This window comes from Lysinibacillus sp. C5.1, from assembly GCF_016350185.1.
Lineage (GTDB): Bacteria > Bacillota > Bacilli > Bacillales_A > Planococcaceae > Lysinibacillus > Lysinibacillus sphaericus.
In genome coordinates, this window is the sequence record NZ_CP066226.1 from 4,222,123 (window position 1) to 4,247,296 (window position 25,174).

Below are 25,174 nucleotides of genomic sequence, written 5' to 3' on the forward strand. Positions count from 1 at the left end.
TAATAAGCTACAGCTCTCTTTTCAGAAAGCTGTAGCTAGAAAAATTACTTCATACTACTTATCGTCATGGAAGTCGCAACTTCCACCATTTCTTCACGTGTTAATTTACTAGAAGCTACAAAGAATGCGACGCCATCTTTTTCCCAGCTAATGGACGTATCTGTAATCGCGCCAATTGTAAATCCTAAGTCAACAGGATCACCTGGCGAAGTAACTGGTAACATAGAGGACTCTTTCATAACTGGTTGCTGCATAACTGTAAACGCTTTATCCCCTTCAAACGTTAAAATAACTCGTTCCATACCACTATCACTAATGGCTTTTTCATTTGTCATTTTCGTGTTTTCAAAATTCACAACTGGATAATGCGTTTGGAATTCTTGATATTCAACCTCTGCACCGACTGCTTCTTTTTCACCATTTGCATCTGCTTGACCTTTAGCATCCGTTTCACCATCTGCTTCCGCTTGACCTTTTGCATCCGTTTCACCTTTTGCATCTTTATCATCTTTTGCATCTTTGTTTGCAGGTGCAGCTTGTTCGCCTTTTGAATCTTCTGTTTCAGTAAATTGTTCAACAGCATACTCTTTCGCAGCATGTTGTACACCTAGCTTAATATTATTAAATGTAATACGAATTTGCTCTTCTTTGACATCATTCATAATCACTACAGATGTAGGAAGCATCGTTTTCTTATCTACCGTTATAACTTGGTGAGGCATACTATTTTTATAGCTATTTCTAGTAGCCGCTTCAAATATATATGCTTTGTCCTCTTCTTTCATGACTAAATTTTTATCTTCAGCTAAATCTTCTGCTAATGCTCCGATTAAATACGCCTGACTATTTTTCTTTGGCCAATCGCTTTGGAATTTGTACATTTTGTTTAATGTTGGTGTAACCACAAAAACTCCATCAGCATTACGCACAATCATTTGCGATACATCTTTCCCACTTTCCACTACTTCCACTCGATAGAAATCAGGTTTAGTATGCCACACGGTAACATCATATGTTCTAGGTTCTCCACCTGATTTAATCTCCATCTTAGCGTCTAACTCATAACCATTCGTCTCTGACCACTTACCATTAACTTTCTTCAACACTTTTTCCTGTGAGGCTGTACCACACGCCGACAGAAGTAATATCGCACAAATTAAGACGAGCCAAGTAACTAAACGGTTGCCCACGCTTTCACCCTTTCTTCTTTCAAATCCACTACGACAATATATGAACCATATTTGTCAGTTATGTCATTTGATGAAAAGGCAATATATTTTATTCCATAAGTAATATTACTTGCGCGGCTGCATATTGCTTAGAATGTGTAATACTAACAAAGCCCTTTACAAGCTCTCCTTTAAAATATAAAACAGGGTTACCCGCTTCCCCTCTTAATATTTCAACATCTTGTAGCGCACAATCTTTCCCTATTCCGGTACCTAGCGCTTTTGAAAAGGCCTCTTTTGCCGCAAATCGCCCTGCTAAAAATTCTATTTTGCGAGATTCAGAATGCGCTACAAATAGTGCACGTTCGTTAACTGATAAAATGCGGTCTATAAATTTATCTGTGCGTGTCATTGCTTTCACAATACGCTCAGTTTCTACAATATCGAGACCAATTCCTTTAATCATATGAACTTCTCCTTTTCTTATTTCCAAAAAGCCATGTATAATAATTGTAAATTGAGGTGGAGCTATGTTTAGTAGAACAGAAAATTTTAAGCAATATACAAGTTATTATCCTGTTGTTTCAACACTAATAGCAGTGAATCTTATTCTTTATGTATTAACACTTCTTCCAGTCATAGGAGAACTGCTGTGGAACTATGGGATTCAAGTCAATTTCCTTATACAAAGCGGTGAATGGTGGCGGATTTTCTCTGCGATGTTCTTACATGCGAACTTTATGCATGTGCTCTTTAATATGTTCTCCCTGTTTTTATTTGGGCCAGAACTTGAGAAAATTGCAGGTAAAGCACGCTTCATTACGATTTATTTATTATCGGGTATCGTAGGGAACATGGCAACCTTTATGCTTAATGACAGTAGTTATGCCAGCCTTGGGGCAAGCGGCGCAATTTTTGGTATCTTCGGTGCGTTTGGTGCACTTGTCTACTACACGCGTCGTACAATGCCAATGCTTCGTAAGCTTATTTTGCCGATTATCGTCATCAGTGTCATCATGACTTTCTTACAGTCTAATGTAAATGTTTATGCCCATTTAGGTGGCTTAGTGACTGGATTCCTACTCGGACTTATTTACCTACATCCTACAAGAATTCTAAGTTGGCGCAAACAAAGAATGGCAGGAAAATAGCTTGTAAAAAGAGGAGCTACCCCATCAGTGAGGTGTTAATCACTGCGGGCTGTTCCTCTTTTTTATAGCTTAACATCCCTAACATTCCATTTTTTCTAAGGTCATTGACATGCTATCGTTGAAATTATAGTACAACAGTAGCCTCTTTCGCCATTTTTATTTTTTTCCATTCTACTGCGGTTAGCCCATAGACAACCTGATCTACATAATGATCGTATAGCCATTCAGCATCTCTTAAACGCCCTTCTTCATTGAATCCTAGCACTTTAGGAATTGTCCGACTACGTATATTCCCCACTGCAACGCGGACTTCAATGCGATTTAACTTTAGATATTCGAAAGCAAAATCAATAAATGCCCTCATCGAATTTGTCACAAGCCCATTGCCAACAAACTCATTCCCTAACCAATAGCCAATGCTTGTCCACTTATGTTGCCAATTCACTTGATGATAACCAATGACCCCCGCTAGCTTACCATCATAATAAATTCCAGCCTGTATCCCATTATGGTCAGCATATTGTTGCATTGCATTTCGAACAAATTGTTCTGTATCTTTGACCGTCTTGACATTGTCTACAAAGGGTAACCACTCACGTAAAGTCTCTCTTGAACGGTCTGTTAGCGCAAATAACTCCTCTACATCATTTAAATCTAACATTTTTAAATAGGTGTGCTCATTTATGCTGTATCGAAACATCAAATTCACCCCTTTTTGTCAATTTATTCTATTATAAACGCATTTTTTCTAGATTTGTATATAAAAAAAGCTAATCCTTACATTTTTATGCAAAGATTAGCTAATCATTTTCTATTTAATGTTCATACCAAGTTAATATAGTTTCAGCATCTTGTTGTTCTAGGCTAGGTACATTACCTGTCATACCAGCCATTCCTGACATTACCGTTGCTTTTATCGACATGACTTGTTTACGCTTTTGGAAATACGTTTGACTACTTTCCATAGATTGTATACGTTTTTTCTCCATAAACAATGTAATGCGACTAAAGATCCGATATTGCATTGTCAATTGCTTGCCGTCAATCATGTAGCCTGCTGTTCGATGTTGCCAAATACCAAGGAATATGATTAATGGTATTAATAAGAATGCTAATAACCCGTAAGGATATAAGAAATAACTGCTTGCCCCTATTATCGGTACGAGCCAAATGAAATCAATGCGATAAAAAAATGGACGTGCACGTTTCGGAGCCTTTATAAATTCAGGATGCCAATTCATTTCAGGGAAAAGTTGTTCGAGCGTCTGTACACAATGTTGTTTTTTAATCAGTGGGAACAATGCAATTTTCTTATCTCCACCCTTTTCACCATTTCCCCCCGCACTTTCTACTACAACCGTAGCAAAACCAAATATTTGACGCAAAGGGTTTTCAACTATACGGATTGCCTGTATACGATTTAATGGTAATGTAATTCTTTTCTTCTCCAGTAACCCTTTAGTAATCATTAACTTTTCATCTTCAATACGAACCGTATAATCGTAATAATTCACAAGTGTTATAACAACCGATAGTAGCCACGCAATAATCAACACAAACATGATCATTAAAGCAACTAAGAATGCGCCAATCTTCACAATATCTGCCACTTCATGAAAGACCTCTTCATACGGGATAATATCCGAAAACTGAGAGATGACCGCTGCAACACCTGATAGGACAACGCCAATTCCACCAGAAGTCGTTGCTAATACAAGTAAATCCCGCATCGACATACGATAAATAACAGGCACCATCACTTCCTCTATTTGCCCATGTGCTAGTTCCTCGCCAAGTGGTTGCGCGATTTGTGTTTTTGCTCGACGCATTTCTTCTTCAATAACATCAGCCGCTATTTTTTGAATAGCTGTTAATTCTACCTCTGGCTTGCCACCTTTATTGCCTGCTGTCTCAACTTGCACCTTGACTAGGCCAAATATCCGATGAAAAATACCTTCATGGTAATTTAAACTTTGAATGCGCTCAAATGGAATATAACGCTTCTTTTTGACGAATAACCCGTACTTTACTCTGAGTTCGCCATCCTCAAACCAGTAAACAAAGGTACGCCACTTTACAATACCACCGACAAGCGCTAGTACTGCCCCTACCCCCCACACGCCAAACAGTAATACGGTTTCAAAAAAATATTCACTGCGGAAGTTCAAGGAAAAGTTAAAGCCATTACTAATAATGATAATGGCTACAGGTAAGATCATACTCTTTAGTGCTTTGACACTAGAGATAATCGCCGATACAGGGTGTAAACGATACACTTCGTTAGACATCATCTTCCGCCACCCTTGCTAATTCCGAAATACGCGCACGAAGTCCATCTGCTTCATCCATGACCAGTGCTGGAATTGTATGTACCGTGGCGGCTGTAGAAATTGAAATATTACCTAGGCTGTATCTTTTTAAAATGGGGCCTTGTGTCGTGTCAACATGTTGCACACGTACCATTGGTATTAATGTGCGTTTGACAACAAACAAGCCATGTTGGACTTCAATTTCATGTTCGCGCACTTCGTATCTCCAGCGTTCCCATCGAATTTTCGGGAATAAATACGCAGAAAAAAATGCACTTAATAGAACAACAGCAATTGCGATAAAATAAATAAATGAAGGCCATTCATAATAATAAGTGCCATAACAAACCAATGCTGCAATGACTAACAACAGCAATGTTTGTAACACACCATATAATCGCCATACTGTTAACCCTTTTCGGGAAATTTGATGAATTGGTTCAGCTCTCAAAATTGTTCCTCCTCTTTTCATTACCTATGTATACGTACGCAAATACTAATTTGTTTCAAATAAATCCATAGCCTTTTCATCATAATTAACCGCCATCTAAACATCTAGTATATCGCCTTTTTAGTATACGGCGCTATAGTTTAATGCTTATAATAAGCCGCTTTCGTCGCAACGTTCCGTTTAGAAATCTCGCATACTTACTTTTCCTTCCAAAAATTTCGAATAAATTAATTTAACTATAAATATAAAAAACCTTACAGTCAATTTGATGACTGTAAGGTTTGAGAGTTAATTAGTCTTCATGGCGACGTGGTGCACGTGAACGACCTTGTCCACCTTCACGACGAGCTCCGCCCTCACGGCGACCACCTTCACGACGGCCTCCACTGTTGCGACGATCGCCACCACTACCTTCACGACGGTTACCGCCAAAGCTACGACCACCACCGCTTCTGTTACGGCTATTACGATCGCCTCCGCGGCCACCACCGCCACCACCAGAACGCTCACGGCGCATTGGTAATGGACGCTCTTCTGTAATTGTAACAGGCGTATCATCCGGCTCTTTTGTTAATGAGCGTAATGCAGCTGCTACTACATCGACTGCATCATGGTTTTCAAGTACTTCTGTAGCTAATGTACGATAATCACCTAAGTTATTATTAGCAATAAGACCTTCAAGTGTCTCAATAGCTAAACGTTGTTGACCTACTAAAGCTTCGTCATTTGTTGGCGGACGAAGTGGTGTCATACGTTTTTTCGTTGTTTCTTCAACAATACGTAAATAGCCCATTTCACGAGGTGTTACAAATGTTACTGCAAGACCTGATTTTCCGGCACGGCCAGTACGACCAATACGGTGAACGTAAGACTCAGGATCTTGAGGAATATCAAAGTTATACACGTGTGTAACGCCTGAAATATCTAGACCACGAGCTGCTACATCTGTTGCAACAAGGATATCAATTTTATTTTCTTTAAATTGACGTAAAACTGAAATACGTTTTGCTTGGCTTAAATCACCATGAATTCCTTCAGCAAGATATCCTCGGATTGATAAAGCTTGTGCTAGCTCATCAACACGGCGTTTTGTACGTCCAAAGATAATCGCTAATTCTGGTTGGTGAACGTTTAATAGACGAGATAAAACATCGAATTTTTCGCGCTCAGCAGCTTTCACAAAGTATTGATCAATGTTATCCACTGTTAATTCTTTTGCTTTAATTTTTACAATTTCAGGGTCACGCATAAATGTCTCAGCGATTTTACGGATTGCTGGTGGCATTGTTGCTGAGAATAATAATGTTTGGCGCTCAGCAGGTACGTTTTCTAAAATTGAATTTATATCATCGATGAAGCCCATGTTTAACATTTCATCTGCTTCGTCCAGTACAAGTGTTTGAACATCTTCTAGTTTTAAAGTACGACGATTAATATGGTCTAAAATACGACCTGGTGTACCAACAATAATTTGTGGTTTATTTTTCAGTGCACGAATTTGACGTCCGATTTCTTGACCACCGTAAACTGATAATAATTTCACACGCTTGTCGTAACCGACTTTATATAGTTCTTCTGAAACTTGAATCGCTAATTCACGAGTTGGAGCAATTACTAATGCTTGGATATTAGGGTTTTTAGGATCGATTTTCTCGATAAGTGGAATACCAAAAGCGGCAGTTTTACCTGTACCAGTTTGCGCTTGACCTAATACATCGCGACCTTCAATGGCAAAACGAATAGTACCCTCTTGGATTGGTGTTGCTTCTTCGAATCCCATACGTTTTACTGAACGTAGTGTAGATTCACTAATATTTAATTCTGAAAAATTTGTCAAACTTCTCAATCTCCTTTTTTCCTTTTAAGTTGACAAATGGTTACATTTTCAGATGAAGTTGTCGGCAAATTCGAGCCTGTGTTGTGGAACGTTTCCGTTACTTAAAAATTCTCTCTACAAATGTTTCAAGTAGAGCTCTTATATGAAAAGGAAAGCCCGGTCTTTACCGAGCGGTTCGATTCTGCGTAATTATTCACTTAGAATAAAACCGTTATGTTCAAAAAAAAGTACTCTTCAACCAAATTATGAAGAGTCTTCGCACAAAATGTATCCATTGCTTACACTAGTCTATCACGGGAATCAAACGTATGCAACGATAACGCATGAGTCGTAATAATCTGACTATTTAATTATCCTTTAAAAACGCTAAAACCTTCGTAAACCAATCAAAACAATCTTCACAATGACAAATATGGTGTTTGCCATTGTTAGAAAAATACAACTTTTTATTTGTTGAAGCAAGCTGATCAAACAAAAATTGAGCGGTATGATAGGGCACAATTCCGTCTAATTTCCCTTGTACAATATACACTGGAATTTTAATGTCCTGATAGTACGGCGCTACCTTTTGGACAAGTTTCATGAATTCAATCGTAGCTGCTAAGGGGACGTTGTTGAACTTATGACGATATCTCAAAAACAACTCATTATTCGAAAGGTTGCGATGATACGCTTCAGTTGCTAACATTTTAAAATCTTTAACAAGCTGCTTAGGGCTAATGTATTTAGCTGCAGCACTAAGCAGTACAAGCTTCTTCACCTTATAACGTTTCGCTAAATATAACGCAATAATGCCACCCATAGAAAATCCAACGACAATCACTTCATCCACTTTTTTCGATAGCGCTCGAAAAGCTAACTCCGCATCCATTAACCAATGCTGTGCGGTAAAGCCTTTCATCTTTAGTTCTTCTCCATGCCCTGATAAGGTAGGCGTCTCGATTAGCCAATCTGTATTGGCTTGTAAATAAACGGTAAACGGCTCTACTTCATAAGCACCACCCGAAAATCCATGAATACATAATACACCTATCGTCATTACCATCACCTCAAAAAGTGGCTGTTTTACTAGCAATAGCATACAAAATGCTTTCTAATTTTTTTAATAAAGGGTAAAAATCAGCGCATCTGTAAACCAGAGCGGATTTTTACCCCAAGTAACAATTCATTATGTCAACAACCGCAAATCATGAAGTAAATGATTGCAAAATTGTTTCTAGTTTCATCCCACGTGAGGCTTTTAATAAAACAATGGATTTCTCTGTTGCCTGTTGAAGCTTTGCAATGATAGGCGCAAAATCATCCTTGTCGTATAATAAATGGTCAGCGTCAAAACGTTCTTTCAACACCTCATACAAGAAAGCCATACGCGGACCATACAAGCACACATAGTCAATTTCACCTTCATGAATTGCTAATGATAACTCTTCATGGAAGCTTTTTTCATTATCCCCTAGTTCCAGCATATCACCTAAGACAAGCCACTTTTCAGGGCGAATAGTTGTAGTGGCTATAAACTGAATCGCCGCCTTTACCGACGTAGGTGCAGCATTGTAAGCATCATTAATAAATAATGCGCCTTGATTTCCTTGTATTTGCTGCATACGCATATCTGTTAACGTTACGTCTTTTAAAGATGTACGAATTTGCTCATCCGTTAAACCTAGTTTTTGCGCAATAAGCATGGCAATTAAAGTGTTTTTCACCTGATGCTTCCCAAGAACAGAAATAAAGAAATCCCCTTCAATAGCACCATGTGTTGTAAAGCTACTTCCACTTGCAGTTGCTTCAATATTATCAGCATATAACAAATCGCCTGGTTCTAAACCAAACGCCTGTGCATTTAAATTTTGTTCTTTTGCAACAAGCTCATTTAATAATGGCTCATCACCATCATAAAAGAGTACGCCATCCTCTTGCATACCTTGTATAATTTCAAACTTCGCCTTTGCAATACCGGCACGCGAGCCTAAGTCTTGCATATGTGCCTCACCGATATTGGTAATTACCGTTATATGAGGACGAGCTAACTTTGTTAAAAACTCAATTTCCCCAAATCCACTCATGCCCATTTCAAGTACAGCAACTTCTGTATCCTCTTGGAGCTGTAAAATCGTAATTGGTAAGCCTAGTTGATTATTAAAATTACCAATTGTTTTTTGTACTTTAAAAAACGGTGCTAGCGTGCCCGCTAAAATATCCTTTGTGGATGTTTTACCATTCGATCCTGTAATACCAATAAAGGTCGCCTTATGCTCGTTACGATAAGCACGTGCCATTTGCTGTAACGCCAACTCTGAATCATCCACAAATAGTAACGGAACATTTTTGGGCGGGTTAGGTTCATCTTTTTGCCAAAGCGAAGCACCCGCTCCTTTTTCAAAAGCTTGTTGTACAAACTTATGACCATTTGCCTGTTCACCGCGGAATGGCACAAATAAATCCCCTTGGCAGATTGTTCTTGTATCAATCGATATACCAGATACAATCGTATCTCCGAAAGCTGGCACCTCATCATTTAACCATGCTGCTAATTCCTTTAATGTCTTTTTCACAATAATCCCACTCAGTCTTTTTTATAGTGAAGCTGTTGTTTTTCTTCAAAGCGCTCAAGTGCTAGCGCAATCAGTCGATTAATAAGCTCTGGATAACTTACGTTTGTATGTTGCCAAAGAAGCGGATACATACTAACAGGTGTAAAACCTGGCATTGTATTTACTTCGTTAATATAAATGGCATGATCTGCCGTGACAAAGAAATCAGCACGTACTAAACCACTTCCATCTAAAATCTTAAACGCACTTTTTGCGTGCTCTTTTAAACTAGTCACAACTTCTGTAGGTAGTTCAGCAGGAATAATTAATGCTGTTGAACCATCCTTATATTTTGAATCATAATCATAGAACTCCGTCATAGGCTTAATTTCACCTGGCACAGATACTTCTGGAAAATCATTGCCCAGTACAGCTAATTCAATTTCACGTGCTACAATACCTTGCTCTACCACAATTTTACGGTCGAATTGCAATGCTACCTCAATTGCTTGAATCAGTTCCTCACGGTTCGAAGCTTTACTAATACCAACACTTGAGCCTAAATTTGCTGGCTTTACAAACATTGGCCAAGACAATTTCTGTTCACAACGCGTTAAAATAGCCTCTTGCTCTTTCGTCCATTCACTGCGAATGAAGTACGTATATGGCACTTGTGGTAAGCCCGCAATTTCAAACAACTGTTTCATAATCACTTTATCCATACCTGCAGATGATGCCAACACACCATTACCGACATACGGAAGATTCAACACTTCCAGTAAACCCTGTACAGTTCCATCTTCCCCGTTTGTTCCATGCAGTAAAGGGAAAATAACATCAAATTGGAGCGCTGCCCCGTTTTTATCAATTAAAAACGCTGTAATATTATTTTCTAAAATAATGGCATCATCACCAAATTGCAATTCTTCAATCGAATTTGCGGGTTTTTCTAAACGCTCACCGCGTCGCCATTCCCCATCTGGTGTAATGTAAATCGGATATATCTCATACTCCTCGAAATTCAAAGCTCCAGTGACTGCGCACGCCGTCGACAATGACACCTCATGCTCCGCTGACTTTCCGCCGTATAATAAACCGATTCTTTTTTTCATTTTTTGTGCCCTCCACATACTTCTTGAGTATTATTAGTTTATCACGAAACGGCTTGACAAATGACATAAAAATCTCACCGTAATTTGGACGGTGAGATTTGAGTGCCTTATTCATTCAAAAGTTGGTCACCCAAGTAAAATGACTGACTATCACTTTCTTGAGTTCCATTCCTATATAGCTGGTGAAATACCTGCTATATAGTTAAATAATATGAATCAATTCATCGTGCTCGTTTTTCAAAATTGTATTTAAATCATCCCAGACCTCATCTGGAAAGGAATAATCTGACAGGTTACGTATTTCTATACCATATGCGGCTTTCGGCTTCTCAATGCGATACAGTGACAACAATGCGCCCTCTTTAGCAAAGGAGCGATACGCACGCAAAAATTCCGGCGTAAGAGAAGGAATACTCGATTTTACTTTACGGCGCCAAAAACCTGTGCTTCGTTCTTTTTCACGTATTAACGTATTAAACACATTAGCGACGAGCAAATCTGAATCACTTAAATGGCGAAAATAAATTTTCGTCATTTTCTCTACATCCGAAGAACAATACACAAACCGATTTTGCAATTTATTAAAAAATGGCGAAGTAATCGGTTCTTTTTTATGACTTATGTAAAGCAGTTCTCCCTGTTCCATCGGTGTCAGCTGATCCAGCCTCTTTTCATCCATAAAATCTACCCAACACAATTCTTTCGACTCCGTAGCTTTTTTTACAAAACGAGGAACTTCCTCATCTGCTATATAATCAAACTGTGTATGCATATTAAATGATCCGTCTTCATAGGAATGCTTTAGTAAAAGTAAGTGATGCAGTGGATCTAAAGCAGCCACGAATTGCGAGAATTTAAGCCCGCTAAATATAACAAATTTATCGACATCATTCATATGAACATATATATGATACATAAAATCTTCAGCTGACTTTAATTTCTTAGCCACATCCATCACCCCATTCTTCACTTTATTATAAAACTAAACATTATTTTTTGAAACATTTTATGCTATTTGTCGTCACAACAATATACTCAGGCGTAAAATTGTTTTTTGCGTTATAATGTTAATGTTCGACATGCGTCTGTGCGCAGATTTTAAACTATTTTATTTTAGGTGGCTTTTATGGAAAATAAACGAAATTTCGTGAACCGTTTTGACTGGACGCTCGCTTTTATACTTTTCACTTTTCTTGTCATTAGTTTATTAGCAATTGCATCCGCTCAAACTTCCGGACAATATGGTATTAATTACGTACCTTTGCAACTAAGATGGTATGTAATTGGTGCATTTATTATCGGTGTCATTATGTTTTTCGAGCCTGATCAATATAAAAAAATGGCTTGGTATATGTACGGAGCTGGAATTGCTCTTTTAGTTTTGCTTATTTTCATGCCGGAAGGTAAAGGCCAAATTGGTGAGCCTGTGAATGGTGCTAAAAGCTGGTTCCATACACCACTTGGTAATATCCAGCCCTCCGAATTTATGAAAACTTTTTACATTTTAGCGCTTGCCCGCCTTATTAGTAAGCATCATGAAGTCTACTCTTTAAGATCCATTAAGTCTGACTTCATTTTACTAGGTAAAATCGCTTTAACGTTGATTATACCACTTGGTATTATTATGAAACAGCCTGACCTTGGTTCAGCACTTGTTTTCTTTGCGATTACCGCTGCACTCGTTATTGTAGCAGGTATCTCTTGGAAAATTTTATTACCTACTTTTTTAGGTGGCGCTGTCGTCGGGGGAAGCCTCCTGTGGATGGCGCTTTACATGCAGGAATTTTTAGAGAAAACATTTGGATTTAAAGCGTACCAGTTTGCCAGAATTTACTCTTGGCTAGATCCATACTCCTATTCATCGAGTGATGGTTACCATTTGATTACTTCCTTAAACGCTATTGGGTCTGGTGAAATCTTCGGTAAAGGCTTCCGTGGGCGCGAAGTATACGTAGCCGAAAATCATACGGACTTCATCTTCACCGTCATCGGTGAGGAATGGGGTTTTATCGGTGCAAGTATAGTAATCTGTATTTTCTTTTTGTTAATCTATCATTTAACTAAAACAACATTATTATTGAAAGACCCTTTTTCAACTTATGTTTGTGCAGGTATTATCGCGATGATTACGTTCCATGTATTCGAAAACATTGGTATGACAATACAGCTACTACCGATTACAGGTATTCCACTTCCATTCATAAGTTATGGGGGAAGTTCTTTAATGGGCAATGCCTTGGCCATCGGGCTAGTCTTTAGCATGCGTTTCCATTATCGTACTTACATGTTTACAACCTACGATGAAGAGGATTAAGAAATTTAAATAATAAAAAAAGAATGGATAGCCTCTCTACTTTCGAAAGAGAACTATCCATTCTTTTTTGTAAAACGAGTTAAGCTTGAACTTGCGGAGTTTGCGTTGGTGGTGTGAGCACTTTTAAAAGTTCAAGTCGAGACTTTGTTACAGTAGCTGTCACACCCAACTTCGATAAATTCGAAACAATCTTTTTCAAATCTACTTCCTTCGTCATACATTCCACCTCAATCTTTTCTCGATTTTATATAACGTTTTATTTCCAAAAAAGTTTCATTTTTTCTAAGTGTTAGATGTCAGACGAGTTTATCTGTATCTATCATACCATTTAACTCGCCTTTAATATTTTTCAATTTTGTTACAATGTAAATTATGTTTAAATGTCACTTTTTTAGGCAAACAAAATACACTATAGAATAGAATTTGATAAATACATTATTAACTCATCAAATCAATTCTATTCGTTGTTCTTCATTATTTTTGACCAGCCAGCAGGAACAAGCTTCTACCAAAAGAGGGAGTGAAAGAAGGAATAACTATTGTGGATGAACGGTTACGCAAAATAATAACTGAACATAAACTAAATCAATCCTTGTCTTGGTTTCAAATGCTTCTCCTACCGCACCCTTGTAATAGCAAGAACAAGAGAGGTAGAATATACATACTGAAATATTGTAAGAAAGCAGGAAATTAAATGATAAAACCAATTTTACTCTTAATGTCAGTACAGTTTCTCGTCTACCTAGGCTTTGGAATTATTATTCCTGTCCTACCAGAGGTCATCGTACAAAACGATTGGCAAAACATCCATGTAGGCGGTTTACTGACAGTGTATTCTCTTGCAAGTTTTTTTACCGCACCACTTTGGGGAAAGCTTTCTGATAAAGTCGGTCGTAAGCAACTCATTTTAACAGGATTGGTAGGGTTTAGTCTCAGTTTCATTATTTTTTCGATGTTCATTGATCATTTAACAATGTTATACGTATCACGTATCGTAGGTGGCTTATTCTCAGGTGCGTTGTATACAGCTGTAACAGGTTTTATTGGTGACATGTCGAGCGAGGAAGATCGTAATAAGTACATGGGTTTCATGGGCATGTCCATTGGTCTAGGTTTTATCTTCGGTCCTGCAATTGGCGGCATGTTAGGTAATTATAGCTTGCAATTGCCATTTATCGCATCAGCAGCTTTAATCGCACTATTATTTATTTATGCAACTTTCGTCTTAAAAGAACCAGAAAAACGAAAAGATGTAACAAAAAGAGCAATTGTCCCAAAAGGTGTTGGCAAAATGCTTCAATACCGTGTTCGTTATTTATTTATGTTCTCGTTCTTAGTGACTTTTATGCTGGCAGGAGTAGAAGCAACATTCCAGCTTTTTCAAATTGACCGTATACAAATAACACCTTTGCAAATCGGTTATTTATTTATGTTTAGTGGCTTTGTAGATGCAGCCATACAAGGTGGCGTAGTTCGTCGCATTAAAAATGGCACAGAAACATCTTGGCTCATTGGAGCTCAAATCATTACAGCAATTGGTATGCTTTTATTTACTTTAACAGGCAATCTATTAATGGCAGGTTTTGCACTTTGTATCTTTACAGCCGGAAATGCCCTTGCAAGAACATGTGTCGTGTCATTATCCTCCAAAGAATCTGGCGGCCAATATGGGACAGCAGCAGGTCTTTCCTACTCTATGGATAATTTAGGGCGTATTCTCGGTCCTCTATTTTTCACATGGTTATTTACGATGCAATCTAATCTTGGCTACTATATTGCTGCAGCTATCGCAATTATCTCGATTATTTTAATCTTTATTTATAAGGCTTCAAATAAAACTTTAAGGCTTGAATAATTTTCGTACTATATGTCGTAACTAATAGAAACAGATGTATTTGTTAAACTTATATGACATCCATGTTTGAAAGCGTAAACTCGGAGGATACTGCATGAATAAAACAATCAATTTTTCTCTTCCTAGAGAGCTTGAACCATTACGGTCTGAAATTGAAGAATCGCTACTGGCGGCAATCACTATATCGCCATGTAAACGTTCAACCACAATAACAGAAAGTAAATTCGCCGGTGAACCTTATTTACCTTATTATCAAACAGTTCCAAAGGACATTACTGGTGAAGCGATGCGTTTATTAGCTCAAATAAATTTTGCAGAAATACCAACAATACAAGATTTTCCTACTCAAGGTATTTTACAATTTTTTATTTCATCTAATATTTTTGCCAATGCGGCACATTATAAGGAAGACATTTTTCAACAGTTCTATAAAGTACGATTTTACCCAAAGTTAGAAACAAAAACAGCAATGCCAACACAAGAAAAACCTGCTGTGACCACAGATGTTTGGTTTCCTATTAAAGAAGAGTTATCGCTACAATTCCACTTTACACAGGAACCTGTCTCAGCTTTAGATTATCGAGCTGTACACTATTTACCGAGTCTAATATGTACCCTAAACCATGATGTTAATTTGCACGAAATCTACTTACAGCATTTTTTAGGAGCTGGCGCTAAAATAGGCGGATACGCATATTTTTTAGAGGAAGACATTCGGCACGAATCTCATCTGCTACAACGGTATGATGTACTTTTACTACAAATAGATTCCAATGATGAGTTCGGTATTATGTGGGCGGATAGTGGCGTAGGGAAATTCTTTATCAATCGTGATAAGCTTCTTCAACAAGATTTTAGCGATATACTATTTCAATGGGAACATTATGTATAAGCTAACTGATTTACCTCTTGCCTTGAAACTGAATACAAAACGAGCAAGCCCCAGCACTATTTTTTTGTGATGGGGCTTGCCTAATTTCGATTACTGTTTGCTAGCTATGCCCTCAAAGTCGCAAAACGCAAAGGCATTGTCCCTACTTTTTTTAGGGGGGAATTTTTTTGATGATAACAAATCACTTACTGTCCTTTCTTTCCACCTGTGAAGTAAGCTATACTAGATATAATGTGAAATATAGTAAAGGGGTGCAGGAATGAGCATTTTTACAGATGTAGAATATCTAGTACCTTTAATTTTATTCGTAAATATCTTATCTGCGATGACAATTATATTTTTAGAGCGTAAAGATGCTAGTTCTACATGGGCATGGATTCTTGTCCTATTTTTCTTACCATTAGCTGGATTTATTTTATATTTACTACTTGGCAGACAACTGCGCAGGAAACATTTGTTTCGTTGGGAAGGGCGCAAAGATATTGGGATTGATAATCTGATTAGCTATCAAATAGACACCATTCGAGATAATACGTTTGAGTTTCGTATTGAAAATGCCGAAAATTATAAAGAAATGATTTATATGCATTTAAAAACGAATAATGCGGTATTAACACAAGACAATCACCTTGCTATTTTTGACGATGGTGCAGACAAATTTGAACAGCTATTAAAAGACATCGAAGCAGCTAAAGATCATATCCATATTCAATATTACATCTTCCGCTTAGATAATTTAGGTACTCGTCTTATTGACGCAATGATTAAAAAGGCAAAACAAGGAGTCAAAGTAAGGCTCTTATATGATGAAATGGGCTCTCGTAATGTAAAAAGGAGACATTTCAAGGAACTTCTTGAAGCAGGTGGTGAAGTAGAAGTATTTTTCCCTTCCATATTCCCACTGCTTAACCCTCGCCTCAACTTTAGAAATCACCGCAAAATAGGAGTAATTGACGGTCGTATTGGGTATATCGGGGGCTTTAATGTAGGAGATGAATACCTTGGACTTCAAAAGAAATTTGGCTATTGGAGAGATACACATTTACGTATTGAAGGAAGCGCTGTCCACCCATTGCAAACACGCTTTTTATTAGATTGGAATCAAGCATGTGCACAGCAAAAGATGGGTTATTCCGACCGTTACTTCCCTGCTATCCCGAAAAAAGGTGATGTCGGTTTACAAATTGTTTCCAGTGGACCGGACTCTGATTGGGAACAAATAAAAATCGGCTATTTAAAGCTGATTAATATGGCCAAGAGATATATTTATATTCAAACGCCTTATTTTATTCCTGATATTAGTTTTTTAGATGCCATAAAAATTGCTACTTTATCAGGCATTGATGTACGTATTATGATTCCTAATAAGCCGGACCATATGTTTGTTTATTGGGCAACATACTCTTACGTGGGCCAGTTATTACGTGCAGGAGCAAAGGTTTATATTTATGAAAAAGGATTTATTCATGCTAAAGCTATTATTATTGACGATGAAGCATCTACAGTAGGAACTGCAAATATCGATGTTCGAAGTTTTAGTTTAAACTTCGAAGTAAATGCCTTTATTTACGATTCTAAAATTTCTCATCAATTAGCTGAGCTATTTGAAAAGGACATTTTAGATAGCACAGAATTAACTTGGGAAATGTATCAAAATCGTTCGAGTATGATAAAGTTTAAGGAATCTATTTCTCGCTTATTAACACCGATATTATAACAACCCATTCGTTTTGCAATTAAAAAAATTAGAAGTGTTCACTAGTTGTTGGTAGCGAAGGCGGTGACTCCAGCTCAGAACAGCACATAATGTAAGACGCGGGCATACGCGCGCAAGCAGAGGGTTGCGGCTTACTGTGCTGAGCGGAAAGTACCGTCGTAGCGGACAACAACAGCATAGCAAAAAAGTGTTAGATTGATTAGGGGAACTGACCCCAATAGGTATAGACAAATAAAAAAAGCATCTTCGATTGAAATTCGGGTATAGATACTTAAATTTCAATTTGGAGGTGTTTTTTCTATGGGAACAAGAGTGAGTTATCCCTATGAAGTAAAAATGAAAGCGATTAAGATGCGATTAGCGGGTGTACCTGTCAAACAGATTCTATTGGAATTAAATATACGCCATAAAACACAGGTCGAAACATGGGTGCGTTGGTATAGAAATGGTGAAGTCAATCGTTTGAAACAACCTGTAGGCAAACAATATATCTTTAATAAGGGTCCTGAACCGGACAATGAACAAACGAAATTAGCATTGGAAAACCGTTATTTAAAGCAACAAATTGAGGTGCTAAAAAAGTACGCAGAGTTGGAGAGGAAGTGGTTGGAGAAGTAGCTGTACAGTTAGTTGCGTCACTAAGAAGCATGATGTCTGTAAAGGACATTTGTAAACACTTTGGGATTGCACGATCTACCTACTATCGTTGGAAACAGGCATCTACCGATGCAAGGTCTCGTCAAGCAATAGAGAGACGTATCGGTGAACTCTGTCGTGCAAATAAATTTCGCTATGGCTACAGAAAAATTACAGCACTTTTACGTCAAGAAATGTGCGTCAATCATAAAGTGGTTCAACGTATCATGCAAAAATATGGTTGGCAATGTCGCGTGAAAGTGAAAAAACGGAAACGAACAGGACAACCTTATGCAATCGCAGCAAATTTATTAAATCGCGATTTTGAAGCCACCGCACCGTTACAGAAGCTCGTAACTGATATTACTTACTTGCCATTTGGTCAAAAACAGTTGTATCTTTCAAGTATTCAAGATTTATATAATGGTGAAATTATTGCCTATTCGATTGGAGACTGCCAAGATACTGATTTTGTGCTGGATACATTAGCTCAACTTCATCATTTGCCCGAAGGGTGTACGTTGCACAGTGACCAAGGGGCGGTATACACATCGTATGATTATCAACAGGCCGTAAAAGCAAAAGGCATTACCATGAGCATGTCCCGTAAAGGTACGCCCGCTGATAATGCCCCAATCGAATCGTTTCATTCAGTGTTAAAGTCTGAAACATTCTACTTAGACAATTTGAACAGTACTACGACGGCCATCGTAGAACAAACTGTCAAAGACTATATAAACTATTATAACAATAACCGAATTCAAACGAAACTAAACAACCAGTCGCCGGTTCAATACCGACAACTGGTTGGGTAATGCTTTTTTGTTTAGTGTCTTATATATCGGGGTCAGTACCAGGTTCAATCTAACACTTTTTCTCTTATGTCCCAGCCACTTTTTGCTCTGGTTCGCTACAGTGGTTACTTCCCCATTGCACACCGTAACGCTGCGTACGTTCTCGCTTGAAGTTTTGTCTCCAAGCTCTTTGTTTATTCAGCCCCTAAATACTCTTCTAACGTAACATTCTGATCTTTCATTTTCTTAGCAATGTCAATTCCAACATAGCGATAATGCCAAGATTCATACATATAGCCTGTTAAATGTTCTTTATTTTGAGGGAATCGTAAAATGAAACCATATTCTGCAGCATGCTCAAATAGCCATTTCCCAGCAGGTGTTTCACCAAACTCCTCAGTCAACCATAAATCTTCTTTGCCGACTTCCCCAATATCAAACGCTAGGCCTGTTTGGTGCTCGGAAAAACCTGGGCGTGCACTATAGCGATCTGCTGCAGCTTGACCATCGCGCTTAACATAATTATTGTATAATGTTGTTTGATATTCATAAGAACGATATCCACTAAACGCGACTAAGTTAAAGCCCTGTTGTTTAGCTTGGGCTAACATCTTATTTAACGCTTGACGTGCCTCTGGATTTTCACCTGGTGCAAATGTGGATGGTAGTGGATATTTTTTATTAGCCAGTAAAATACCATCAATATAAGTAGGCTCTGTCGGCATTGCTTGATTTGGGTAATAGCCATTTTCGTCTGGCTGCTCTTGTGGTTCAGTTACTTCGGGTGTTTTTGGTTGCTCTTTTGTAGGATTGTCTTTTTTGCCTTGTTCTGCTACTGGTTGTTCTTCATCTGACGCTACATTGACTTGATTATTCTTATAGTAAATCACTATAAAAATAGATACGATCAGTGCCGCTGAAATAATAGCGCCAATAATAAGTGGTAGTCGATTTTTTTTCATTTCTTTGCCCCTTTTGTGTAGATACAGGGTTGCTAAACAAAACGAGATTTCAAAATCAGGTCGTTTCAATGGGAGTTTGAGCAACCCTAAGACCTTTAATCAATTACACCTCGGCGGAATGTCTTTAAGATTTTTTCAAAACGGCTCGACAGTTCTTTTACATCTTTGACAACCACCAGGTATTTAACTTGTTTCAGCAAGGTTTGCCCTAACCGTTTGCAGTACATACATAGCACTTTCCGTATTAGGCAAGGCTACTGCCAAAGCAAGTTAATACACTATATTTTGATAGTTTTATTTTATCACTGTTCACATTTTTAAGTGTAGCATTTCCACTTATTCTGTAAAAATAATAATTAGTACCGCAATGGAAGCAACAGAGAAAAAGATTGCCATATACTTCATCCATTTCGCCTCTTTAACATATCCTTGCTCCTTAAAACTCTTCGCTCTAAAGCCATTTGACAAAGCAAACATTATTGTCATTGCTAGCACCGCTAAATTAAAATTGCCAATAATAATGCATACAATAGCCGCAATACTAAATATTGCAACTAAAATTGAAGATACCCATTTTGTATTCATGCTGTTTTCCTCCTAAAAAAAATCGAGGCTACAACGCGCCTCGACATTCATTCATTTATGATTCTGCTTTTTCGGGATGCTCCGAATAATATTTTCGACCAATATACGTTTGAAGAATTAGTAATGCACCGCTGACAGACCAGTAAAGCGGTAGTGCTGCCATAGAAGACATAGAAATAAAGACAATCATAATTGGCGAAATGTAAATAAACATCTTCATTTGCTTTTTTTGTTGCTCTGGTACGGTCCATAAAGAAACTCGTGCTTGTACCAAATAAACAATACCCGCAATTATTGTCATCACAATGTCTGGTGAACCTAAGCTAAACCATAAGAACATATGTGATTTCACATCGGCAGAATATAAAATTGAGAAGTAAAGACCCATAATGATTGGCATTTGAATTAACATTGGTAAACAACCCATATTTAAAGGATTGACACCATGTTTTTGGTACAATGCCATCATCTCTTGCTGATATTGCATTTGTTCTTCTTTTGTCTTTGCTTCCTTCATTTTTTTCTGAACAGCTTCCATTTCAGGTTTGAAGGCATCCATTTTCGTTTTCATCAGTTGTTGCTGACGATAGTTTTTCAACATAATCGGCATTAAGACTAAACGGATAAGAACCGTGATAGCGATGATTGCTAAACCATAGCTACCTGAAAAAATATCATTTCCGAAAAACTCCAGTAAAAATTCCATAGGTTTTACAAAAACACTATAGAAAAAGCCCTCTTTGTTCTCAACTGCTTTACAGCCACTTAATACAAAAACAACAAGCCCAAGCATTGATAATAGCTTCAAATTTTTCATTTTTCCACCTACTATTATTTTTCAACTAATGTGAAGTATACCTTATTAAGACTACCTTTATCAAATAGCAAGCGCTACTTATCAAATACGCTTAGGCGTTAACGGAAGCGTGACATAATGGTAGTTTGTTCACATAAAAAAGATGCGCGCTTTAGCATCGCTAATACAATCGCATCTTACAGTATGGTTCTTATTCATTGAGTGCCATTTATTGTCCCACAATATTAAGCGTTTTGCATCTCCGTCTCGTTCATTTCAAAACGGTAAAATTCATGATGCAGCTCATCACGGAAATGTTTAGGTGTTACCCCTGTGTATTTCTTAAAAATACGTGTGAAGTAACTCTGATTACAAAAATGGAATTGGTCTGAAATGGATGTAATGCTTTTATTCGTATGTCGTAGGTAATATTGGGATTCCTCTACGCGACGAACATTTAAATACTCGACCAATGTAATGCCCACATGTTCTCTGAAAATACGCGACAAGTGACTAGTACTAATATGGAAGTTATTCGCGATACTCTCCACTGTTAAATCGTTCTCTAACTCATCATTGATATACATAATCACTTTATTGACTGTCTGATGACGGAAAGTCGGTTGCTTTCTATCTGCGATAAAATACACAAAGAAATCAATTAAATCATCAGCAAATTGCAAAAATTCTGCGTCTTTCATCTGATTTTCAATCATATCATTACAAGCAATATTAAAAGCAAAGGCTTTCTTCGAAGGTACTTGATTGTCTAGCAATTTACGAGCAACAATCGACGACAAAACGGAAAAATAACCTCGCACTATTTTAATGACCTGCTTGCCAAAACGTATAGAAAGAATATCAATTAATTCATGCAAAGATTTTTTAGCCTTTGCAGATTCTAAATGGTAAATTTCAAATATTAATTTTGACTCAATATTAAAAAATTCTTCTACACCGATGTATTGATTAATATTATCGATTTCTTGGAAGTATCTTTTTGATATCGTTTCTGACATAGAATGTTGATGTAGTTGCATAATCTTCCCCATCTTTCCTCAGAGTGCACGAATTACATTACAATATTTGACATCAAATTACAAATTCAAAATAAGAAAAAAGTATTTACTTATTTATCATATGAATTGAGTCCTATTACACAATTATATATTGAATATAGCTTAAAAATAACCTAACTTAAACACCAGTATTAAAAAAAATATACTTTACAGTGAATTTTACCATATTTTGCGATTTCCTTTCAACCACATTTTATACATCGTCCTAGTTCTAATTTATCATATAAATACCGTAGAAACCTTGTAAACTTATTAATAGACATTTAAATTTTACCATATACATATTAAAAATAATTAGTAATTAATTATAATACCTTGAATTTTATGTAAGTCAATTTTCATCTTTTTAATGTAGCAATCGACATATCTCTATTTTATTCCGAAATCTTCTCTATATAATTTATACGAATATGTAGTAAAATAGATGATAATACTATTTTTAAAAGTTAAAATGAGGTGCTAATAGTGGATCCAAAGCAAATAGAAGAAATCATGGAGATTATTAAGGAGTTTTTCCCTGAGAATACTTCAATCGCAATTTCTGATACAAATGAATACTTGTACTACCAACCGAGCAAAAAGGTTGATCTAAAAATTAAGCCGGGTGACCCTATCAAAGAAGGCTCAGCTGCACACAAAGCTTTAAGCTATGGGCAAAAAATCAGCACCTATATCGAACCTGATGTATTTGGTGTTGCTTACTATGGCATGAGTATTCCTTTAATGGAAGAAGGCGAAACAAAAGGTGCCATTACCGCTATCTTCCCACAAAAGCCATCAGCATTTTTAACAAACTACATCACGATTAAAATCGATGACTGTTGGTACCCGATTAAACATGATCAAGTGATTTATCTTGAAACACAGTTACGTAAAACATTTGTTAAAACAATGGGGCGCGAAGGTTATCACCGTTTAAACTTAAGTGATTTAGAGCTATTTTTAGCGCCAGACTCATTTATTAGATGCCACCGTTCATACATTGTAAACATCGATTATATTGATGAAATTCAACCAGATTCACATTCAACTTTCTTATTAATTATGAAAGATGGAACGCGTATTCCGGTTAGTCAACGCTACGCAAGTTATTTCCGTCGTTCTTTAGGCTTCTAAGTATCCCTAGTACAGCAAGTATCCTCTTAAGGAGGGCTTGCTGTACTTTTTTGATTTACCGCTTAGATAATACATAGCGCTAGATTAAAACGTTTTCTCTGTCGAAAAAGCGTTCTTCCGCTCGATTTTCCTTTGTTTACTTAATTTAATGCTATTTATAAAGTTTTTGTGACAAATTGGTGATAGTATTAATCAAATGGTTGGAGTCATACTACAACTAAATAAACAGAAAATTCTTACACGTTTTTTCTAGTTTTGTTATCGGTTTCCATCAAATTTAGGGGAGGATTTTTTAATGGATGCAATCATTCAAAAACGCTTAGGTAATAAGGAGCTTGAAAGCAAAGTCGTATCTGCTGATGTAGCTGCAGCACTTCTTTCTGACGGTGATGTAGTAGGTATGAGCGGATTCACTCGTGCTGGGGATGCAAAAGTTGTTCCTATGGCATTAGTGGAACGTGCTAAAAACGAAAAATTCCAAATTGATGTATATACAGGTGCTTCTTTAGGACCAGAAGTAGATAAGTATTTAGCTGAAGCTGGCGTTATCCGTAAACGCGGACCATTCCAAGCTGACGCTGGTATTCGTAATCAAATCAACGCTGGTAACGTAATGTACGTTGATGCTCACCTTTCTCACAACGCTGAGTTAGTTCGTCAAGGTATTATCGGACCAATTAAATATGCAATTATTGAAGCAGCTGCAATTACTGAAGATGGCTATATTATCCCAACTACTTCAGTTGGTAACTCACCAATCTTCGCTCAATACGCTGAAAATATTATTATTGAATTAAATATTTCTCACCCAGAATCATTAATCGGTATCCACGATATTTATGTTCCTGGTGAACAAGGTAAACGTGATGTCATTCCAATGACAAAACCAAACCAACGTCTTGGTGAGATTGGTATTAAAGTAGACCCTGCTAAAATTAAAGCAATTGTTATTTCTGAAGAGCCAGATGCACCTTCAATGATCGTGCCTCCAGATGAAGAAACTCAAACAATGGCTAACATTTTACTTGATTTCTTCCGTTCTGAAATCAAAGCTGGTCGTTTAACAAATACTTTAGCACCAATTCAATCTGGTGTAGGTTCTGTTGCAAACGCTGTACTTGACGGTTTTGCTGATTCAGAATTCGAACACTTATTTGTTTACTCTGAAGTACTACAAGATGCAGTATTTAATTTAATTGATGCTGGTAAAGTAGATTTCGCTTCTGCAGCTTCTATCACACTTTCAGAAGAACTACAAAAACGTGTATTCGGCAACATGGAACACTATGCAGATAAATTATGCTTACGTCCACAAGAAATTTCTAACCACCCAGAGCTTATCCGTCGTTTGGGCTTAATCTCAATCAACACTGCGCTTGAGTTAGATATCTATGGTAACGTAAACTCTACTCACGTTTCAGGTACAAAAATGATGAACGGAATCGGCGGTTCTGGTGACTTCGCTCGTAACGCTCGTCTTGGTATTTTTGTAACAAAATCTTATGCAAAAGGTGGCGCAATTTCGTCAATCGTACCAATGGTTTCTCACGTAGACCATACAGAACACGATGTTGACGTAATCGTTACTGAGCAAGGTATTGCTGATTTACGTGGTCTTGCACCAAAAGAACGTGTACCTTTAATTATCGAGAACTGTGCACACCCTGATTACAAAGAGCAATTATGGGATTACTACAACCGTGCTGTAGAAGCAACAGGTAACCAACAAACACCTCATATTTTAGAAGAGGCTCTTTCTTGGCACGTAAACCTTGCTAAAAACAAAACAATGAAAAAAGAAATTGCTAAAGCTTAATAGTAGCAATTCTAGAACGCCTAATAAGTTGTTTTAAACTTATTAGGCG

The 25,174-nt window shown here is 37.3% G+C and carries 23 protein-coding genes; 8 read left to right on the forward strand and 15 right to left on the reverse strand.

Translation table 11 applies throughout. The features are described 5' to 3' along the window. Positions 1-44 precede the first annotated feature (44 nt). Together I5435_RS20755 and acpS are read right to left on the reverse strand one after the other, a co-directional pair. On the reverse strand, positions 45-1,190 hold the full coding sequence (locus I5435_RS20755) for a LolA family protein (protein WP_107896953.1): 1,146 nt from the start codon (positions 1,188-1,190) through the stop codon (positions 45-47). 88 nt (positions 1,191-1,278) lie between these two features. Beyond that, positions 1,279-1,635, reverse strand: a complete 357-nt coding sequence (acpS, locus tag I5435_RS20760; protein WP_337982903.1) for a holo-ACP synthase — start codon at positions 1,633-1,635, stop codon at positions 1,279-1,281. Between the two features lie 64 nt (positions 1,636-1,699). On the opposite strand from acpS, the gene I5435_RS20765 reads away from it, so the two are divergent. Continuing rightward, positions 1,700-2,320 carry a rhomboid family intramembrane serine protease gene (locus I5435_RS20765; RefSeq protein WP_024361312.1) on the forward strand — a complete coding sequence of 207 codons (621 nt, stop codon included), beginning with the start codon at positions 1,700-1,702 and terminating at the stop codon, positions 2,318-2,320. Positions 2,321-2,444: 124 nt separating this feature from the next. Here the strand turns inward: I5435_RS20765 and I5435_RS20770 are convergent, their stop codons facing one another. The 8 genes from I5435_RS20770 to I5435_RS20805 form a co-directional block, all read right to left on the reverse strand. After that, positions 2,445-3,020 carry a GNAT family N-acetyltransferase gene (locus tag I5435_RS20770; protein WP_024361313.1) on the reverse strand — a complete coding sequence of 192 codons (576 nt, stop codon included), beginning with the start codon at positions 3,018-3,020 and terminating at the stop codon, positions 2,445-2,447. A gap of 115 nt (positions 3,021-3,135) precedes the next feature. Next, a complete protein-coding gene (locus I5435_RS20775; protein ID WP_025220705.1) occupies positions 3,136-4,608 on the reverse strand; it encodes a PH domain-containing protein in 1,473 nt (490 codons plus the stop codon). Beyond that, entirely contained in the window at positions 4,601-5,080 is a 480-nt protein-coding gene (locus tag I5435_RS20780; protein ID WP_024361315.1) for a PH domain-containing protein, read from the reverse strand. The genes I5435_RS20775 and I5435_RS20780 overlap by 8 nt, the downstream gene beginning before the upstream one ends. 292 nt (positions 5,081-5,372) lie before the next feature. Continuing rightward, positions 5,373-6,917, reverse strand: a complete 1,545-nt coding sequence (locus tag I5435_RS20785) for a degradosome RNA helicase CshA (protein WP_337982904.1) — start codon at positions 6,915-6,917, stop codon at positions 5,373-5,375. A 346-nt stretch (positions 6,918-7,263) separates the two neighbouring features. Continuing rightward, entirely contained in the window at positions 7,264-7,956 is a 693-nt protein-coding gene (locus I5435_RS20790; protein ID WP_337983886.1) for an alpha/beta hydrolase, read from the reverse strand. A 148-nt stretch (positions 7,957-8,104) separates the two neighbouring features. Next, positions 8,105-9,472, reverse strand: coding sequence for a UDP-N-acetylmuramoyl-tripeptide--D-alanyl-D-alanine ligase (locus I5435_RS20795; protein ID WP_337982905.1), 1,368 nt, complete (start codon positions 9,470-9,472; stop codon positions 8,105-8,107). An 11-nt stretch (positions 9,473-9,483) separates the two neighbouring features. Next, entirely contained in the window at positions 9,484-10,563 is a 1,080-nt protein-coding gene (locus I5435_RS20800; protein ID WP_337982906.1) for a D-alanine--D-alanine ligase, read from the reverse strand. A gap of 202 nt (positions 10,564-10,765) precedes the next feature. Beyond that, on the reverse strand, positions 10,766-11,518 hold the full coding sequence (locus tag I5435_RS20805; RefSeq protein WP_029747104.1) for a hypothetical protein: 753 nt from the start codon (positions 11,516-11,518) through the stop codon (positions 10,766-10,768). Positions 11,519-11,689: 171 nt separating this feature from the next. On the opposite strand from I5435_RS20805, the gene I5435_RS20810 reads away from it, so the two are divergent. Further along, positions 11,690-12,877 (forward strand): FtsW/RodA/SpoVE family cell cycle protein, encoded by a 1,188-nt coding sequence (locus I5435_RS20810; protein ID WP_024361321.1) that lies wholly within the window; start codon positions 11,690-11,692, stop codon positions 12,875-12,877. A 79-nt stretch (positions 12,878-12,956) separates the two neighbouring features. Here I5435_RS20810 and I5435_RS20815 read toward each other — a convergent pair whose 3' ends face one another. Beyond that, positions 12,957-13,094: an Lmo0850 family protein gene (locus I5435_RS20815; protein WP_004232019.1), complete on the reverse strand. Its 138-nt coding sequence runs from the start codon at positions 13,092-13,094 to the stop codon at positions 12,957-12,959. Positions 13,095-13,571: 477 nt separating this feature from the next. Between I5435_RS20815 and I5435_RS20820 the strand changes: the two genes are divergently transcribed. From I5435_RS20820 to I5435_RS20835, 4 genes are all read left to right on the forward strand, one after another. Further along, the gene (locus I5435_RS20820) at positions 13,572-14,732 is read left to right on the forward strand and encodes an MFS transporter (protein ID WP_024361322.1); all 1,161 of its coding nucleotides are present in this window, start codon (positions 13,572-13,574) and stop codon (positions 14,730-14,732) included. Positions 14,733-14,826: 94 nt separating this feature from the next. Beyond that, a complete protein-coding gene (locus tag I5435_RS20825; protein ID WP_337982907.1) occupies positions 14,827-15,624 on the forward strand; it encodes a YwqG family protein in 798 nt (265 codons plus the stop codon). A 259-nt stretch (positions 15,625-15,883) separates the two neighbouring features. Further along, positions 15,884-17,341, forward strand: a complete 1,458-nt coding sequence (gene cls / locus I5435_RS20830) for a cardiolipin synthase (protein WP_024361324.1) — start codon at positions 15,884-15,886, stop codon at positions 17,339-17,341. A gap of 300 nt (positions 17,342-17,641) precedes the next feature. Then, positions 17,642-18,792 (forward strand): IS3 family transposase gene (locus tag I5435_RS20835; RefSeq protein ID WP_105928880.1). Its coding sequence is split into 2 segments (ribosomal slippage): positions 17,642-17,915 and positions 17,915-18,792, totalling 1,152 coding nucleotides; the frame shifts between segments, so codons are not numbered across the junction. Between the two features lie 173 nt (positions 18,793-18,965). On the opposite strand, the gene I5435_RS20840 is transcribed toward I5435_RS20835, so the two are convergent. From I5435_RS20840 to I5435_RS20855, 4 genes are all read right to left on the reverse strand, one after another. Beyond that, positions 18,966-19,733 carry a M15 family metallopeptidase gene (locus I5435_RS20840; RefSeq protein ID WP_337982908.1) on the reverse strand — a complete coding sequence of 256 codons (768 nt, stop codon included), beginning with the start codon at positions 19,731-19,733 and terminating at the stop codon, positions 18,966-18,968. A gap of 336 nt (positions 19,734-20,069) precedes the next feature. Next, the gene (locus I5435_RS20845) at positions 20,070-20,318 is read right to left on the reverse strand and encodes a hypothetical protein (RefSeq protein WP_025220709.1); all 249 of its coding nucleotides are present in this window, start codon (positions 20,316-20,318) and stop codon (positions 20,070-20,072) included. 55 nt (positions 20,319-20,373) lie between these two features. Further along, positions 20,374-21,135 (reverse strand): membrane protein insertase YidC, encoded by a 762-nt coding sequence (gene yidC, locus I5435_RS20850; RefSeq protein WP_025220710.1) that lies wholly within the window; start codon positions 21,133-21,135, stop codon positions 20,374-20,376. A gap of 224 nt (positions 21,136-21,359) precedes the next feature. Then, on the reverse strand, positions 21,360-22,154 hold the full coding sequence (locus tag I5435_RS20855; RefSeq protein ID WP_024361328.1) for a helix-turn-helix transcriptional regulator: 795 nt from the start codon (positions 22,152-22,154) through the stop codon (positions 21,360-21,362). A gap of 504 nt (positions 22,155-22,658) precedes the next feature. On the opposite strand from I5435_RS20855, the gene I5435_RS20860 reads away from it, so the two are divergent. Then, a complete protein-coding gene (locus I5435_RS20860; protein ID WP_024361329.1) occupies positions 22,659-23,309 on the forward strand; it encodes a LytTR family DNA-binding domain-containing protein in 651 nt (216 codons plus the stop codon). Positions 23,310-23,604: 295 nt separating this feature from the next. Continuing rightward, positions 23,605-25,125, forward strand: coding sequence for a succinyl-CoA:acetate CoA-transferase ScpC (locus I5435_RS20865; protein WP_024361330.1), 1,521 nt, complete (start codon positions 23,605-23,607; stop codon positions 25,123-25,125). Positions 25,126-25,174 lie beyond the last annotated feature (49 nt).

Excerpts from the sequence above, each read along its gene's own strand:
- acpS (WP_337982903.1), bottom strand. The coding sequence starts at position 1,635 with ATGATTAAAGGAATTGGTCTCGATATTGTAGAAACTGAGCGTATTGTG.
- I5435_RS20765 (WP_024361312.1), top strand. The coding sequence starts at position 1,700 with ATGTTTAGTAGAACAGAAAATTTTAAGCAATATACAAGTTATTATCCT.
- I5435_RS20770 (WP_024361313.1), bottom strand. The coding sequence starts at position 3,020 with ATGTTTCGATACAGCATAAATGAGCACACCTATTTAAAAATGTTAGAT.
- I5435_RS20775 (WP_025220705.1), bottom strand. The coding sequence starts at position 4,608 with ATGTCTAACGAAGTGTATCGTTTACACCCTGTATCGGCGATTATCTCT.
- I5435_RS20790 (WP_337983886.1), bottom strand. The coding sequence starts at position 7,956 with ATGACGATAGGTGTATTATGTATTCATGGATTTTCGGGTGGTGCTTAT.
- I5435_RS20800 (WP_337982906.1), bottom strand. The coding sequence starts at position 10,563 with ATGAAAAAAAGAATCGGTTTATTATACGGCGGAAAGTCAGCGGAGCAT.
- I5435_RS20805 (WP_029747104.1), bottom strand. The coding sequence starts at position 11,518 with ATGGATGTGGCTAAGAAATTAAAGTCAGCTGAAGATTTTATGTATCAT.
- I5435_RS20810 (WP_024361321.1), top strand. The coding sequence starts at position 11,690 with ATGGAAAATAAACGAAATTTCGTGAACCGTTTTGACTGGACGCTCGCT.
- I5435_RS20815 (WP_004232019.1), bottom strand. The coding sequence starts at position 13,094 with ATGACGAAGGAAGTAGATTTGAAAAAGATTGTTTCGAATTTATCGAAG.
- I5435_RS20820 (WP_024361322.1), top strand. The coding sequence starts at position 13,572 with ATGATAAAACCAATTTTACTCTTAATGTCAGTACAGTTTCTCGTCTAC.
- I5435_RS20825 (WP_337982907.1), top strand. The coding sequence starts at position 14,827 with ATGAATAAAACAATCAATTTTTCTCTTCCTAGAGAGCTTGAACCATTA.
- cls (WP_024361324.1), top strand. The coding sequence starts at position 15,884 with ATGAGCATTTTTACAGATGTAGAATATCTAGTACCTTTAATTTTATTC.
- I5435_RS20840 (WP_337982908.1), bottom strand. The coding sequence starts at position 19,733 with ATGAAAAAAAATCGACTACCACTTATTATTGGCGCTATTATTTCAGCG.
- I5435_RS20845 (WP_025220709.1), bottom strand. The coding sequence starts at position 20,318 with ATGAATACAAAATGGGTATCTTCAATTTTAGTTGCAATATTTAGTATT.
- yidC (WP_025220710.1), bottom strand. The coding sequence starts at position 21,135 with ATGAAAAATTTGAAGCTATTATCAATGCTTGGGCTTGTTGTTTTTGTA.
- I5435_RS20855 (WP_024361328.1), bottom strand. The coding sequence starts at position 22,154 with ATGCAACTACATCAACATTCTATGTCAGAAACGATATCAAAAAGATAC.
- I5435_RS20865 (WP_024361330.1), top strand. The coding sequence starts at position 23,605 with ATGGATGCAATCATTCAAAAACGCTTAGGTAATAAGGAGCTTGAAAGC.